The sequence below is a fragment of the Clostridium sp. OM05-6BH genome, assembly GCF_003481635.1.
Lineage (GTDB): Bacteria > Bacillota > Clostridia > Lachnospirales > Lachnospiraceae > Butyribacter.
Genome location: NZ_QULH01000002.1, coordinates 1 through 16,470, shown reverse-complemented (window position 1 = coordinate 16,470; position 16,470 = coordinate 1). Strand labels below are relative to the sequence as shown.

12 protein-coding genes, 1 pseudogene and 1 riboswitch are annotated in these 16,470 nt (G+C 40.4%); of the genes and pseudogenes, 2 read left to right on the top strand and 11 right to left on the bottom strand.

Features of this window, described 5'->3' with window-relative positions; translation table 11 throughout:
- Positions 1-21: 21 nt before the first annotated feature.
- Genes DXB73_RS02585 through DXB73_RS02575 form a run of 3 tightly spaced genes read right to left on the bottom strand, consistent with a single transcriptional unit; the run spans position 22 to position 1,867 of the window.
- A complete protein-coding gene (locus DXB73_RS02585) occupies positions 22-591 on the bottom strand; it encodes a hypothetical protein (RefSeq protein WP_118690056.1) in 570 nt (189 codons plus the stop codon).
- On the bottom strand, positions 582-1,037 hold the full coding sequence (locus DXB73_RS02580; protein WP_118506462.1) for a J domain-containing protein: 456 nt from the start codon (positions 1,035-1,037) through the stop codon (positions 582-584). Before DXB73_RS02580 ends, DXB73_RS02585 begins: the two co-directional genes overlap by 10 nt.
- Complete coding sequence (locus DXB73_RS02575) at positions 1,037-1,867, bottom strand: DUF5685 family protein (RefSeq protein WP_118690055.1); 831 nt, start codon at positions 1,865-1,867, stop codon at positions 1,037-1,039. Before DXB73_RS02575 ends, DXB73_RS02580 begins: the two co-directional genes overlap by 1 nt.
- A 455-nt stretch (positions 1,868-2,322) precedes the next feature.
- Between DXB73_RS02575 and dtd the strand changes: the two genes are divergently transcribed.
- Entirely contained in the window at positions 2,323-2,778 is a 456-nt protein-coding gene (gene dtd, locus DXB73_RS02570) for a D-aminoacyl-tRNA deacylase (RefSeq protein ID WP_118690054.1), read from the top strand.
- 162 nt (positions 2,779-2,940) lie between these two features.
- On the opposite strand, the gene DXB73_RS02565 is transcribed toward dtd, so the two are convergent.
- From DXB73_RS02565 to DXB73_RS02535, 8 genes and pseudogenes are all read right to left on the bottom strand, one after another.
- Positions 2,941-4,851, bottom strand: a complete 1,911-nt coding sequence (locus tag DXB73_RS02565) for a GGDEF domain-containing protein (protein WP_182448177.1) — start codon at positions 4,849-4,851, stop codon at positions 2,941-2,943.
- Positions 4,852-5,044: 193 nt separating this feature from the next.
- Positions 5,045-6,259 (bottom strand): aminotransferase class I/II-fold pyridoxal phosphate-dependent enzyme, encoded by a 1,215-nt coding sequence (locus tag DXB73_RS02560; RefSeq protein WP_182434067.1) that lies wholly within the window; start codon positions 6,257-6,259, stop codon positions 5,045-5,047.
- Positions 6,260-6,427: 168 nt separating this feature from the next.
- Positions 6,428-6,634: pseudogene (locus DXB73_RS15130) on the bottom strand (aspartate aminotransferase); the annotation flags it as partial.
- Positions 6,635-6,877: 243 nt separating this feature from the next.
- Positions 6,878-7,936, bottom strand: coding sequence for a GGDEF domain-containing protein (locus DXB73_RS02555; RefSeq protein WP_118690052.1), 1,059 nt, complete (start codon positions 7,934-7,936; stop codon positions 6,878-6,880).
- Positions 7,937-8,155: 219 nt separating this feature from the next.
- A riboswitch (cyclic di-GMP riboswitch) is annotated at positions 8,156-8,231 on the bottom strand.
- A 253-nt stretch (positions 8,232-8,484) separates the two neighbouring features.
- Positions 8,485-9,414 (bottom strand): translation elongation factor Ts, encoded by a 930-nt coding sequence (gene tsf / locus DXB73_RS02550; RefSeq protein ID WP_118690051.1) that lies wholly within the window; start codon positions 9,412-9,414, stop codon positions 8,485-8,487.
- A gap of 30 nt (positions 9,415-9,444) precedes the next feature.
- A complete protein-coding gene (gene rpsB, locus DXB73_RS02545; RefSeq protein WP_022026253.1) occupies positions 9,445-10,167 on the bottom strand; it encodes a 30S ribosomal protein S2 in 723 nt (240 codons plus the stop codon).
- Between the two features lie 240 nt (positions 10,168-10,407).
- Positions 10,408-12,510, bottom strand: a complete 2,103-nt coding sequence (locus tag DXB73_RS02540) for a DUF262 and DUF1524 domain-containing protein (protein ID WP_118690050.1) — start codon at positions 12,508-12,510, stop codon at positions 10,408-10,410.
- Positions 12,511-12,525: 15 nt separating this feature from the next.
- The gene (locus tag DXB73_RS02535; protein ID WP_118690049.1) at positions 12,526-15,684 is read right to left on the bottom strand and encodes a type I restriction endonuclease subunit R; all 3,159 of its coding nucleotides are present in this window, start codon (positions 15,682-15,684) and stop codon (positions 12,526-12,528) included.
- A gap of 32 nt (positions 15,685-15,716) precedes the next feature.
- On the opposite strand from DXB73_RS02535, the gene DXB73_RS02530 reads away from it, so the two are divergent.
- Positions 15,717-16,310: a restriction endonuclease subunit S gene (locus DXB73_RS02530; RefSeq protein WP_118690048.1), complete on the top strand. Its 594-nt coding sequence runs from the start codon at positions 15,717-15,719 to the stop codon at positions 16,308-16,310.
- Positions 16,311-16,470: the final 160 nt, after the last annotated feature.

Sequence of the window (16,470 nt, the reverse complement as noted above, 5' to 3'; positions counted from 1 at the left end):
ATCATGAATTTACCGGTTCGTCTATAGTCTGCTTGACCCGTCAGCCCCTGCTCTATGCATCCACTGACTCCATTTGATACGAAATACTGCATATGCCCTGTCAAATACGATCCAAACCACCTCTGCCAAAAGTACCGCCGCCAAACCAAACAAGATCTTAGAATGCTGCAAAACCGTCAGCAAGAATCCTTGTACAAGCTGTTGGAAACCAAATACATAAACATAGCTACAAACTGCACTGATCAAAAGCACATGATACAATATTCCTTTTAGTATCCACGCAAGCATCCTTTGTTTCTTTGAAAAAAAGTGTTCCAAGCACTCCCACGCGAAAACATACAGTACGAATGCCGCATATGTCAACACATACCATTTATTTGGCAACAACACTACACCTAATACACCTGCTGCCGCAGAAACCAGCAATCCATCCTTCCACCCTCTCTGCCAAGTTGTCACGCCTCCTAAGAAAGCCGCTGCCGCCAGGCAAAATAATGAACAATTCTCAAACACGCAAGACAAATACAATAACACCACCATGGCCGCTGTGATCATACCACCATAACTAACCCTGCCAGACTTTAGAAACATGTACACAAATCTCCTCCCATGCATTCACAAAGTGTATCCGCACACCAAAGATCGCAGCACAGATTGCCTGTTCCACATTCATTGCCCGCATATGGATCTCTTCCATATTGACCACCATAACTTTGATATTGACCACGCTGATATGGATTATAACCCTGTCCACTGTTCTGGCCTTGATACCCCTGACCCTGATAGCCTTGTCCCTGATAGCCGGCACTATAGCCGCCAGACGTCTGACTGTCATTTGTTGCGTAGCCTTTCGCGCGCATATCCATGATCTGCGAATATGCCGCCTGCACTTCCTTAAACTTTTCCTCTGCCAGATCCTTCAACGGATTATTGGCATTTGCATCAGGATGATATTTACGACTCAGTTCACGATATGCCTTTTTTACCTCTTCATCTGTTGCATCGCTGGAAATCCCCAGCACCTTATATGGATCCATTATTGTTCCTCCTTCTGCAGTTCCTGTTTTATCATATCAAAGCGATTCCATACTCCTGCATATAAAATATTACGCATAATATCTCTATACTCCAGGCACGGTAGCTTCTCAAATGCTGCTCCGGCAGCCGCGATCTCTGTCAACAGCTGCTCCTCGACCTGCGGTAATAGTTCCCGACGGTCAGTCCCCAGATAAGGATTGAATCTCTCCTTATGGGTGTCTTCCGGCAAATCCTCAAAAGCATCCATAATATAGATAAATTTGCCCAAATAATATCCGGTTTCCCGAAAAAAATCTGCCAATCCGTCTTCTTTCCACGCAAATACTTCTGCAAGCATGCGTCCAAAACAATCTGCCAGAGCAGAAACATTCCTGCAGTCTTCCTGCTCTAATAAATGAAGCCTTTGCATTCCCTCGGCAATTGCTCTTGCCTGTCTTGGATAGTGTTGCTCCAATCGTCTGCTCTGCCCACGATACATCTGAACTCCCAATGATGCCGCCAGCGAATGTTCATCCTGCTTATCGTCCACAAAATGATAATAGCTCAGAAGCATATTAATATCTGCTGCATAGTTTGCTGCTTCCGTACGGATCACACGTCGTTTGCCTGCCGGATGGATAATGCATCGCTTGTGTTCCTCCTTTACCGCCAGATCATACACTGATGAAAGCAACAACACCAAAAATGTCATGTCATACGTCAGCGTAACCTGCCCCCGCAGCCCATAGTTATCCCGCAATGAATGACACAGGCCGCAGTAAAAACCCTTGTAACACTCATAGTCTTTTACTAACAGCTCCGGTTTACGGATTCTTACATAACCAAACATGCTACTTCCATCCTCTCTTTTTTTCTAACGTTGTTTATCATAACATAAAAATATGGTATGATGTTAAACGAAAAATTAAATTTATATTAAAAACTCAAATTTCGCACATCCAAAGCTTCTGTTAGGTCGCATATTGCTTATTATGTCAGCAATAAATATAGTATTTTGCAGCCGATAAGCTAACTTATTCTGTCGGCAGAGAACTAAGATAATTGCCGCAGAACGCAGAGTTTTTGGGTGATTTCTTATTTTGTTACATCTCTGATGGATACATGCCTGAAGGATTGTCTGAGAGGTCCCGGTCTAGCAAGGTATCATCGATTTTTGGACGGGACGCTTTCGCTACGATGCGCTACGTCACGTTACTTAGTATTCTTTGACATAATAAGCAATATGTGACAACATGATAATTTTTGAAGTGCGCAGTTTGAGAAAAAAAGAAAGGCAGAAAAAATATGAAATTAGTGATACAACGTGTTGATGAAGCAAAAGTAACCGTCGATGAGGCTATCATTGGCAGGATCAGCAAAGGGCTTCTGATCCTTGTGGGAATCAGTGACACAGATACCACAGACATAGCAGACAAACTGCTAGATAAGGCACTCAAAATGCGTATTTTTGACGATGAAAGCGGAAAAACCAATCTATCACTCTCCGATGTTGGTGGAGAACTGCTTCTCGTCTCCCAATTCACCTTATATGCCAACTGTAAAAAGGGCCATCGCCCTTCCTTCATGGAAGCCGGTAAACCGGAGCACGCAAAAGCTCTCTATGAATACATGCTTACCAAAGCAAACGATTACTGTGATGTCGTACAACATGGATCTTTTGGTGCACATATGCATGTATCGCTGGTTGGCAACGGTCCTTTCACCATTGTATTAGATTCAAAGGAACTACTCGGGTGTTAATCATTTTACGGATCTTCCGAAAACAATAAGTGTGGGTTTCATAGCGGTAATATTTCGGCTTTTCAAAAAGGGGTCGTATTCCATGGAATACGACCTCTTATATCATTCACTTTATTTCAAAAACTCTGCAGCTTCCTTACACATAAACAATAAATGACACAATTACTGACGTTGTTTATGATATTTTACTTTCTCGCGATACATCCTCTCGTCTGCTTCTTTAATAATCTCCTCTAGCGAAATTGATCGATCCGGTTTCAAAGAAACCAATCCGATACTTGCATCTACTTGATATGGCTTACCGGAAGATGCATTAAACTCGTCCAGATATCGATGCACCTTCTCGATCAACAACTCTCCGGTGTCATTATCATTCTCCGGACCGGCAACAATAAACTCGTCACCGCCAAATCTTGCACAGCAGTCATTCATTCCGCCAGATGCCTGCAGAGCCTTCGCAATCGTCGATATTGCAATATCACCATCTGCATGGCCATACGTATCATTGATCACCTTCAGACCGTTTAAGTCAACCGAAAGCAATTTGAACTTTTGCTGCTCCTCTACACACTTCTCAAAGTCTGATTTGATATTCATATAAAAACCACGTCTGTTAAACAAACCTGTCAACGGATCATGGACATATTTATTCTCTAAGTTCTCAATGATCGTCTGCTGTCTCCGCTGTGTCTTGGACATATCTAATGCATTGCACACATTCAAGAAAAACTCATAATAACGAATAATGTCAGCTGTATCTTCATCAATCGAAATAACAGCATAACCTACCGTCTGCGCATGAATGTGCAGCGGAAAGAAGCAAAGACTTCCACAGTCGTCCAAAATCTCATCCAGATCCGGCAAAAGATCATTTGTATTATAATCGATCATTCCCTGCCATACACCATGTTTGCGGTATAGTACACGATTCATTCGCGAGGAATATCCGGTATGCTGTGCCATACTATTCTCCACAATATCGGAAAATTCTTCCTCGTCCATGAAATTATCCACAATGCATATCATGATATATTCGTTGTTTAACTTAGCCGTTGACTGCATAATACCATCAAACACTTCAGCAAAGTTCGTTGCCTTTGTAAGTGACGCTGACATACGGATCTGATCCATCATAAAATACTTCATCTCTGCCTGCCATAAGCACAACGAATGAACCAAAGCATTCTGATTCTTGACCGTTTCTCTCTCGCATCCACAACTTCCGTACAATTGTAGATTTGCATCAATCTTATGAATATAATTGTCCGGAAATGTCTTGCCGTCAAAAAGCTCTTTCAAAATGTCAAACACCTGTCGTGTCACTTCTGTGATATCACGCCCTGCCGTTGCAATATGCGGCTGATGATTGACAGCCTCCGGGATGCCATCATAACCGGTGATCATAATATCCTCCGGCACCTGAAAACCACGCTGCTCCAAAAACTCTTCCACTGCCAATGCCATAACATCATTGGCGCACACCACCGCTTCCGGCATAGGAATACCACTATCAACAAACCGCTGCATAGCCTCTAATGTTGGCCCATTCCAAAAATCGCCATAGTCAATACGCCGCTCGTCCACTTCCAAATTATGATCTTGCAGAGCTCTCTTATACGCTTCAATGCGAGCTTCTGAGCAGCTTTCTCCTTTGCATCCTGCAATAAAATTAATATTCTTCACATGATGCTCTTCGATCATATGCGATGTAATCTTATAAATTGCTTCAAGATCATCAATGCAAACACTGATACATCCCTCTAATTCACGATCAATTGCTATAACCGGGATACCCTTTTGATTTGCATCATTCACAATCCCGGTTAAGATATCATCATCCAAAATAGTCACTGGAAAAATAACCAGTGCATCTAAGATATCATAGTTGATCAAACGATATATTTTCCGCTCTCCGATATCATGCGAATCCATAAAATAAAACGCACTGAACGAATAAAAATAAAGCAGATTAATGTCATTTTCTTCCGCAAATTTACGAAACCGGTGTAAAAAGACATCATTATATTGTTCATCAATATTTGCCATACAAACGGCAACCGTCTTTTTCTTCATATTTTCCTCATTTCTAATAGTGCATCTGCCACCCATCACTCAATATAGAAAAGAATATACGAATATGATTTCGTACATAGATTTCCTATATCAGATCACATATTATCTGACTAATTATACAACACTTTTTTTGAAAAAACTACTACAAATTTTAAGGTTTAAAATTTGCTACGATCACCCTGCAGGCACATAATTATTGATGGTAATAACTAAAGAATTCTTCCATCTTATGAATGGATTCTTCCAACACTTCAATCCGAGGAAGATATACCACACGAAAGTGATCCGGCTCACTCCAGTTAAATCCACCGCCATGAATGATCAAAATCTTCTTATCCCGAAGCAGATCCAATGCAAATTTTTCATCATCCACAATATTAAACTTCTTCGTATCTACTTTAGGAAAAATATAAAAGGCAGCCTTTGGTTTGACAGCAGTAATTCCCGGGATGTCATTGAGCGCCTTATAAATATACTCTCGCTGCTCATAAATACGCCCACCCGGCACAATGTAATTTTGCACACTTTGATGGCCGCCAAGTGCCGTCTGAACAATGGACTGTGCCGGAACATTCGAACACAAGCGCATATTAGAAAGCATATTTAAGCCCAAAATGTAATCTTTTGCCATCGCCTTGTTGCCGCTTAAAACCATCCAGCCTACACGGAAACCGGCAATCATGTGCGATTTTGATAAGCCGCTGAACGTCACGCAGAACAGATCAGGTGCCAGTGATGCGATTGAAACATGCTCTTCGTCATCCATCACCAAACGGTCATAAATCTCATCCGAAAAGATCATGATCTGATGTTCTCTCGCTACATCTACAATCTGCTGCAGCACTTCTTTCGGATAGAGTGCTCCGGTCGGATTGTTCGGATTGATAATGACAATCGCCTTTGTGCGGTCATTGATCTTTTTGCGGATATCTTCAATATCCGGATACCATTCTGACTGCTCATCGCATAAGTAATGCACGGCAGTACCTCCTGCCAGCGTCACACACGCTGTCCACAATGGATAATCCGGTGATGGCACCAACACTTCATCCCCACTGTCGAGCAAAGCAGACATGCTGAGATTGATCAGTTCACTAACACCATTTCCCGTATAAATATCTTCTATAGCAACATTTGGTATATGTTTCAACTGCGCATACTGCATGATCGCTTTTCGAGCCGAAAACATTCCTTTTGCCGGCGAATATCCCTCACAGTCTGCAAGTTGTCTGCGCATATCATAGATCACCTCATCCGGTGCACGAAAACCAAACGGTGCAGGATTTCCTATATTTAATTTAAGAACCTGTGTCCCGGCATCCTCCATGCGATTTGCTTCCTCAACAACCGGTCCTCTTACATCATATAATACATTATCTAATTTGGATGACTTCATAAACTCTCTCATGATACTTCCTCCTGATTTCACTCTATTTTGGGTTGATCCTTTCCAGGATACTTTCCCCTCAATTTTTCCTTCTGCACTCTCTCTGTCTTCTGCTTTACGAGCGGTGTTTTTCTCACCCACATTATGGATGGTATTTCCTTCTACCATCCGGCTGTCTCCTTCTCCCGTCAAGAGCCAGTCTGCGTCTACCTGCAGACAGTTTGCCAGAAAACGAAGAATTTCCGCTCGCGGCACTGTCTTTCCGCTCACATATTGACTCATATGGCTCTTTCCAAGCTTGACGCCATATTTATCCGCTTCGCGTACAAGATCTACCTGCTTGAACCCGCGCTGTCTCATAGCGTCTTGCAGCCGTTCTGCAAACGTCCGTTCCATAAACATTCTCATTCCTTTCTCCAGGTGCAATTCCACAGTCGAAACTGCTACACTGCTATCTAATCTTTTATTTATCTACCGAGTTCAATTTGCAGAACATTATATGTAAAAAAGTTCAATTTTATGTCATTTCTGCTGTCTCGAACTTCAATATGTTGCTATAATAGCACACCCGACGTTCAAAAGCAATGCAGATCTTTGTTTTTTCTTAAACTCATTGCGGGGAAAAGTTCAATTTTGTTATTAAATTGAACTTTTAGACACTACTTGATTTTTTCCATTTTCTTTGCCAATATATAATCTGGCATCTACTACTGTGACAAGTTTCTCAATCATCCTGCTTTCTGCACCACTGCCAAAGCCAAAGGTCATACTCACCTTTACTCGTATTCCCTTGTACATAACTGCTGTCTGTGCGATTGTCTCGCGCATACGTTCCGCAAGTTTTAATCCCTCCTCCGGCGTACCATGTAGCAAAATCAAAATCTCCTCTCCACCCCATCGACATGCCACACCATATGGTTCTACCAGGGTTTGTATGATCTCTGCAATCTTTTGCAGTACAATGTCCCCACATGTATGACCATAAGTGTCATTAATACGCTTAAAGTCATCAATATCTCCTAGTATCATGCAATACGGTGTTCCATCTTGTTCATACTGCTCCATCACTTTTCCCATGCTGCGACGATTGCGAAGCTTGGTCAATGCATCGTAACTAGCTAAAAATTGCAGATCTTCATTCTTATTTTGAAGATTTTGAAACAGCTCTTTGATCGCATACACAAACAACATCGTCTCGTAAATTAACATTGCCATACACATCGACAAATTAATGGCAAGAACGCGAATTGACAAAACATGGAAAGCACTCGATACTAAATTACTTTCTCTGGACACAAAGCACGATATAACGGTGATCACCGTTGCTATGATCGTCAGTGCATTATAGCTGCCTACTCCCCTCTGCCAACTGTCACTCGAAAATCCCACATAATAGATTACCGGAATCAGCGCAACAACATATAGCCAAAAGCCATATCCATATCCCAAATAAAGATTACACAACACCGCATGTGCTATAATCTCGATAAATGCTGCGATCAGCCAAAATTTAACATGCCTCTCTCTTCTCATGCAGATCGTACCCATAAAATACATAATAACACTGCAAATATTAAATCCAAATAACACGTACAACTGCAAGCGGTTAAACTCCACAGCAAGAACAATATGTACTAACATGCAGAATATATACAACATTCTGTATTCTTTTAATTTTTGAACTAAAATATTTTCCATAAATTCACTCCCCCCTTTTGTACATTACGCCATTATCTTCTGACAAGTTCAAACTATACACATCCAATATTATCATATCATCACATATTGCTTATTATGTCATAGAACACTAAACATTTTTCTGTGCGAAGTTTGAGTTATCTTTTGATACTTTAATCGCTATAAAGAAAAAAGATGCAATTCACACTACCATTGCACCCTTTTTAACCAATTCCATCTTTGTGCAACTGGCTGCCATTTCAAAGGCCCTATAGCTTTGCGTCACAGACTTTCACCTGCTTTGCCCAATTATTGTTAATATATTGTTATTTTACCACGATATGATATCGTGTCAAGAGCTTACTCTTACCTTTCACGCTCTATAAGAACCTGTGACGCAGGCTACAAGACAGTCGCATCTTTGCAAAGCGTTTTTTTACAATATAGAAAATGAAAAATTTCCTATATTGTAAAAAACCCCATGAACACATATCGTTTATGCATTCATGGGGTATCATTTACCATATTGATCTCTTGTTCAATAAGATCATTTCCGGTCTGACTAATGATTAGCCAAGCTGTGCTGCAACCTCTGCTGCGAAATCCTCTTCCTTCTTCTCAAGACCTTCACCAGTCTCAAAACGAACGAACTTTGTAACATTAAGCTTGCATCCCTCAGCTGTTGCAACAGCCTCAACATACTGCTTAACATTCTCTTTGTTCTCAGCCTTAACATATGGCTGCTCTAACAAACATACTTCTTTAAGCTCTTTGTTGAGACGACCAATGATCATCTTCTCAATGATCTCATCCGGCTTACCTGCATTCTTAGGATCATTCTTAGCCTGTGCAAGAAGTACCTGTTTCTCATGCTCTTTGTAATCTGCATCAACATCATCAGATGATACATACTTTGGATTCAAAGCTGCAATCTGCATTGCTACATTCTTCAAGCACTCTTTTACAGCATCGCTGTCGCTGTCTGTGTCGGCCACTACTAATACACCGATCTTACCACCAGCGTGGATATAAGAAACAACTAAACCATCTGTCGTAACTTTCTCAAAACGACGAATGTTCATGTTCTCGCCGATCTTAGCGATCATAGCTTTTAATTTCTCTTCTACAGTCTGTCCTGCCTCTGCTGCCCATGGCTCAGCCAAGAAAGCTTCAACATTTGCTGCAGATGTAACCTTAGCCTGTGCTGCAACTTCCTTAACATACTGCTGGAAAACCTCATTCTTTGCAACGAAATCTGTCTCAGAGTTTACCTCTACGATAGATGCGCTCTTGCCATCCTCAGATACGTCAACTGCAACCATACCCTCTGCTGCAATACGTCCGGATTTCTTAGCAGCCTTTGCCAAACCGTTCTCACGGAGCCATTCTACTGCTGCATCCATATCTCCATCCGTATTTGTCAGTGCCTTCTTACAATCCATCATGCCGGCACCGGTCATTTCTCTTAATTCTTTTACCTGTGAAGCTGTAATTGCCATTTCACTCGTCCTCCATTTTCCTGTTAAAGATTACTCTGCATCCTCTGCTGCTTCTGTGTCATCCATAGAAACACCCTGATTAGCCTCGATAACTGCATCAGCCATTGTAGATACGATCAACTTAACGGCTCTGATAGCATCATCGTTACCCGGAATTACATAATCAAGTTCTTCCGGATCACAGTTTGTATCAGCGATACCAATCAAAGGAATACCTAATGTATGTGCCTCCTGAACGCAGATTCTCTCCTTCTTAGGATCTACAATGAAGATAGCGTCCGGAATCTTCTTCATATCTTTGATTCCGCCAAGGTTCTTCTCAAGCTTATCCCACTCTTTCTTCAAGCCAATAACTTCCTTCTTAGGAAGAACATCAAAAGTACCATCCTCTGCCATTGTCTCGATTGCTTTCAATCTCTTGATACGAGTCTGGATCGTCTTGAAGTTAGTAAGCATACCACCTAACCATCTCTCGTTTACATAGAACATACCACAACGCTCTGCCTCTGCCTTGATAGAGTCCTGAGCCTGCTTCTTTGTTCCAACGAAAAGGATGTTACCACCGTTAGCAACGATATCTTTTACTGCATTGTATGCTGTATCAACCATGCCTACAGACTTCTGTAAGTCGATGATGTAGATACCATTACGCTCTGTGTAGATGTACTCTGCCATTTTAGGGTTCCATCTTCTTGTCTGATGTCCGAAGTGAACACCTGCTTCCAGTAACTGTTTCATTGAAATAACGCTCATTTTGTTTACCTCCATTTGGTTTTTTTGCTTCCATGTACTTCCAAACGCGAGACCTTGAGCTGTCAGGCACCTTCGCGCAATCCGCACATGTGATTAATTGATTCTATTGCGTGCAAAAACACACTAGCATAGAATAACACAAAAGAATCCCCTATGCAAGGGGATTCTTTGATTTTTTTATTTTTCGTTGTAGGGTTACAATTGATGTGACACCTATCACTATACAAAAGTGGCTGAGTCCTATAGAATGTTAATCGCTAAACCACAATCTATTCCCCCTTCTGCCTGTGCATCATAGGATTGCTTCACAATTTCCATGATTTGATCTAATTCATCCTGATGCTCCATAAACAATTCTACGTCACCATTTCCCCAGCGTCCTAAACCTGAAATATCCTTGCAGATACCGTTAGGATCATTAAGCTCTGAAAACTTCATATTAATCGAAATGCGCAATCTTTGTTTCTGGAATACAATATCAACAAAATTGGTATCTAGCTTATAAGCAACATACAACTTTTTATATTCCTTCTTCACCCTTGGAGATAATTTCATAATACGTTTATCCAAAGATTCAAACAGCATCCTTGTAAAGGCATTAACATCATATGATTCTAAGGAATACTTCTGCACTGTTTTTTCTTCTGCTTGATATGGTGCTAGTTCTGTAGCTGTTAAAGCAGGATATGGCCAAATAACTTCTGCTTTCTTTGCTAATTCATTTGCTCTCTCTTGGATGTGTGTCTCATTCCATTCATTCTGCAAAACCACATATTTATTAATCCTAAGTGCGCTTTCTTTAAATCCACCTAGCATATCCATCTTATCCAAAAAAGGCCTGTCACTCATCTCGGAATTATATGCAGTCAAAGTAAGATTGCCAATTGTATGTAAATATTTTTTCTGAACCTCCTGCCACTCAGGGCCAAGATTAGTTTGCCACTCCAAAGAAAGGTTTTTGTTTTGCGGCATAATATGTTCAATGGTGTAATTTTCTATAGTAATTGGAGCCTTGTTTTCAAAGTTTTCCAATCGACTGAGAATATAATTTCTCGCACGCATATTATAAATATCACGGTTTACGAATGCACCTTCAAACTTATCGTTATCTGGAAATTCTTTATAAGTATCCTGCATTACAAAGAATGCCTTAACAGAATTCAGGTAATCGTCTGGTTTAATATAATTCTTCAACGTTGCAAATGTTTTATTCATCGAATTAGTCGGAATTTCGCAAACTGCACGTCTCAGAACATAGCTAATACAAAGTTCCAGAATTTCCTTCAACTCATCTGATGTTATTAGTCCTTCGGTACAGTCATGATGAATCTTCAGTAAGAACGGATAAGATACTTCCATTCTCAAATCAATAATATCTTCATATAACCTCCTTAAATCCGTGTCAGAATTCCGCTTAAATACAATATTAGTATAATATTTTGCATACTCCAGCAAATCTTGACAAAGTTCTCTAATACTTCCAAATTCGCAGTTCAAGTGATACAACTTGAACTCTTCATATACACGTCCCTGCTTTGGAATACGAGAAAACTTCATGGTCAAGTAATGGCGGAAGAAAGCATCCATTACAGATCCTTGCGTTTCGTAAATAAACAGTTGTTCCATAGGCCGCCAAAGATGCTCATATACATAAGTTTGTTCAGATGGCTCAAGTCCCATCAAAACATAGTTACGAATCAAATCAGATTCTAAAAGTTCTTTACCCGTAGAGTTCAAGCTTTCAAAAATTGCCTGTGCATCATCTACGGTACGGTCTAACGTAATATTAACAATCTGTAATTTTCCAATTGATTCGTATACCTCTGCTGGCTGAATTTCTTTATCGGCTAGCTTCTTATCGAAAAAGTTATAATTTTCAATCAACCTTGATCGAGTACCTTCTGCAATTGGCTTTTTCTCAACAAGGCTTATAAGAATATCCCTATCTGTTTCGGTTAGCAGTAACTTATACCGTTCATCACCATTTTCATACTCATTTTTTAGAAGCATATTATCTATACGACGAGCATTAATTGTTGTGTCATTAGGATTCTTTATTGCATAATCGCGCAAAGCTAGGAGAAGAAGAGTTAACGTAGTCATTCGCTGCTGCCCATCGATAATCATATACTTCTGAACACCTGTTGGCATCGCTTGCTCAGCAATATTAACAATAGATCCAACAAAATGACCCGCTTTACCTTTTCTCTGCATCTCTACAATATCGTTCCAAAGTCGTTTACACTGATCAATATCCCAGCTGTAAAATCTCTGATAAACTGGAATCAAAAACTGTTTATTTCCATTTAATATCTCATAGATATTGCCTTTACGTGCATCCATGTCGCACCTCCATTACTACTTTTCTCCGTAAGAAACTGTATCTTCTGCCACCTTGCTTAGTTCTATTTCAGACACATATTTATAGAGCTTTTCCTCTTTTCGTGGTTCCGCATTATCTGTCCAAAGCTCACACTGACTAATTACTGTACTTATTGCAAAAGCATAATCTTCCGGAGGATACTTATATTTCTTAAGGAGTCTTTTAACCATCTTACGCATCTGCGCTCTAGCTGTTTCTTTTTTCTGCCAATCGATGGTACGATTCTTACGAAGCATTTCTGTAAGTTCTCTTGTCAGAGCAATCAATTCATCATTCTTGTAAAAATCTTTGATATACTCTGGTTTTGTAAGAGCATCATAGAATGCAAGTTCTTCTTGTGAAAGACCCAGCTTCTGGCCATTCTTGTAGAGATTTGCAATTTCCTCCGCAGTTTTCAACAGTTCTTTAATAACTTCTTCATTGGTGATTAATCCATTATAATAAGAGTTCATCAGTTGCGCTATCTTTTCTGAGAATTTTTGTGATTGCACCACATTAGTTCTCTTGTAAAGAGCTACCTGCTCAGCCATAAGTTTTTTCAAAATCTCAACAGCTATATTCTTTTCTTTCATTCTAGAGATTTCATCCAAGACAGCCGGATCAAACAAGCTAAAATTTTCACCACCACTCTTGCTGCTGTCAAATAAGCTGATGACGCCTTCACTCTGTACTGCCGCTTTCAAAAGTTCATTGATTTGATCGTTAATCTCGGTGAGCGACAGGCTCTTTCCACCGTTACCACCATAAGTGATCTTAATAACCGTAGATCGCAAAGCCTCCATGTAAGCCGCTTCATGCCGTTCCTGCTCTGTTGTCATACTGGAACAAAGTGAATGCGACTGTTTCAAAAGCATAGCTTCCTTCAAGAACAAATCTTTTCTTTCTGGTACACTTGCATCGAGAATAAAGTTTACACCACCTGTAATGAGCTTAGCCATCGTAAGCGGAGAACCACCTACAAACCCGCTAAAATCAAAGCCATGCAACAAATCTTTGCAGACTTGTAGCTTTTCCTGAAACTTCGGATAGGCCATCTTTGCAATGTTCATGTCACCGTATTTAGACTGATCGCGCTTCGTATATTCTTTCATTGCCGTCTTTAGAGCTGATGCAATTCCAACATAGTCGACAATCAATCCACCTTCTTTATCCTTGAATACACGGTTAACACGGGCAATGGCCTGCATCAAATTATATCCATGCATTGGCTTGTAAACATACATAGTAGCCAAAGAAGGCACATCAAATCCGGTAAGCCACATATCTACAACAATAGCTATTTTCATTGGATCATTGTTATCTTTAAATTTCCTTGCAAGCTCTTCCTTGTGCGCTTTGGTTCCGATAATCTCTTTCCAATCTTCCGGGTCATTGTTGCCGCCAGTCATAACCACACCTACTTTCTCTGTCCATGTAGGTCTGATTCTTAAAATACGGCGGTAAATTTTCATTGCAATCGGACGAGAATACGCCACAATCATAGCTTTACCTGTCAAAAGATTTGCTCTATATTTTTCATAATGTTCAACAATATCATCACAAAGAGATTCAATCGTAGAATCCGCTCCAAGTACACTTTCCATCTGGCCAAGCATCTTTTTGCTCTTCTCGATCGTTTGCGCATCGGATTGTTGTTCCAAGACATCATAAGTGGAATCAATTAACGCCAGCGTATTCTCATCCAACTTTAGATGAACAACACGGCTTTCATAATAAACTGGACGAGTAGCGCCATCTTCCACGGCCTGCGTCATATCATAAACATCGATATAGTCACCAAACACTTCACGAGTATTTCTGTCCTTAGCTGAAATCGGTGTACCAGTAAAGCCAATAAATGTAGCATTCGGCAATGCATCATGAATAACACGGGCATTACCGATTACCGTATGTGCCTCCTTTTCACCATTTTCATTCTCTGACATAACGATTTTCTCATCAAAACCATACTGCCCACGATGTGCCTCGTCTGCCATAACAACAATATTTCTACGTTCCGATAAGGCTTTCTCTCCACGCTCAAACTTAAACATCGTAGTAAATATGATTCCATTCGCACTTCTGCCATCAAGAAGTGACTTCAAATGTTCCTTGCTCTCTGCCTGTACCGGTGTCTGACGCAAAAAATCTGCGCATTGTGAGAACTGTGCATAAAGCTGATCATCCAAATCAATACGGTCTGTCATAACTACAATGGTCGGGCTATCTAATGCATCTTGCAATAAATGTGCATAAAAAACCATAGATAATGACTTACCAGATCCCTGTGTATGCCAAAACACACCACCCTTACCATCGGTCTTAGTTGCTACCTTTGCTTTCTCGATTGCTTTGCGAACTGCAAAATATTGATGGTATCCTGCTAATACTTTGAAACGACTATTGCTAACGCCTGAGAAAAGAATAAAGTTCTTCAAAATATCAAGTAAACGTTCCTTTGGGAACATACCCTCATAAAAAGTTTCAAAGGACGCATACGCAGTATCTTCGTAATTACCATCTTTTGTTTTCCATTCCATAAAGCGATCCAATCCGGAAGTAATCGTTCCAGCCTTATTCGTAGACAAATCACTAATTACACAGATTGCATTGTAATAAAAGATAGATGGAATATCCTGCATATAATTACGAATCTGATGGTATGCATTCTCCGCTCCCACTTCATCCTTCGCCGGACTCTTCAGCTCCATCAAAACAAGAGGCAATCCATTAATAAATAAAATAATATCCGGACGACGGTTATTTCCGTTTTCAAGGAATGTAAACTGATTTACCACATAAAAAGAATTATTCTTTGCATTTGCGTAATCAATCAAACGTACAATAGATGATTGCTCCTCGCCCTTCACAAAGAACTTAACCGTAATGCCATTTTGCAGATAATCCATAAATATCATATTCTTCTGCAACAAGCTTCCTGTATCGAAATTCTTCAATTTGGCCAATGCCTCATCAACGGCTTCTACAGGCAGACCACGGTTGATACGAACCAAACTATCTCTCAGAATAGAATCCAGAAGCGGACTGGTATAATCTCTATCAAAATCCGGAGCGTAGAGGTGGTCATAGCCCATATTTTCAAACAATTCAATAATTGCCTGTTCATATGTATCCTCTGTAAATAAATTTGACATGTTCAACCTCCTGTATTTTGCGTTATATTTTTATGGTAAACAATAATTTAGAGCAACAAGCTCAGGCAATTTATCAGCAAATGTTTATAGAAAACCAAAATCCTAATTGGAAAGAAGGAAAGCTTTCTGATTTAGTTGCAGTAAAATACGGTAAAGACCATAAGAAACTTGATGGCGGATGTTATCCTGTATATGGCTCTGGTGGCATAATGCGATATGTAGAGAAGCCACTATATACTGGCGAATCGGTCCTTATCCCTCGTAAAGGTACACTTAACAATGTTATGTATGTTAACGGTGCATTTTGGTCGGTGGATACAATGTTCTACACCGAAATGCTTCGTCCTAATATTGCAAAATTTGTGTATCACTTTGTAAAAGGCAAAGACCTTGCTTCGTTGAATGCTGGCTCTGCTGTGCCAAGTATGACAACCAACATTCTAAATGCAATGCCGCTATATGTTCCCGATGATGAAACCCTGAGCATTTTTGAAGAAACGGTAACCCCTATGTATTCTCAAATGCAAGAAAATGAAAAGCAATCGGCAAATCTTGCAAATATTAGAGATACATTGCTTCCTCGTCTTATGTCCGGCGAGCTTGAAGTATCCGACATCGACCTCTAAGCCGCTGATAGACTCGAAAACTGCTTCGCAGTTTCCTCGTTACCGCCTCTGCCAGACACCTTGCCATCCGTATGCAAGCATCCGTTTGCCAAGATGTCTGTCTACGCTGCTATCGCAGCTATCCGTGCGTTGCACGGATGAGGCGGTAAATTATTGTTTA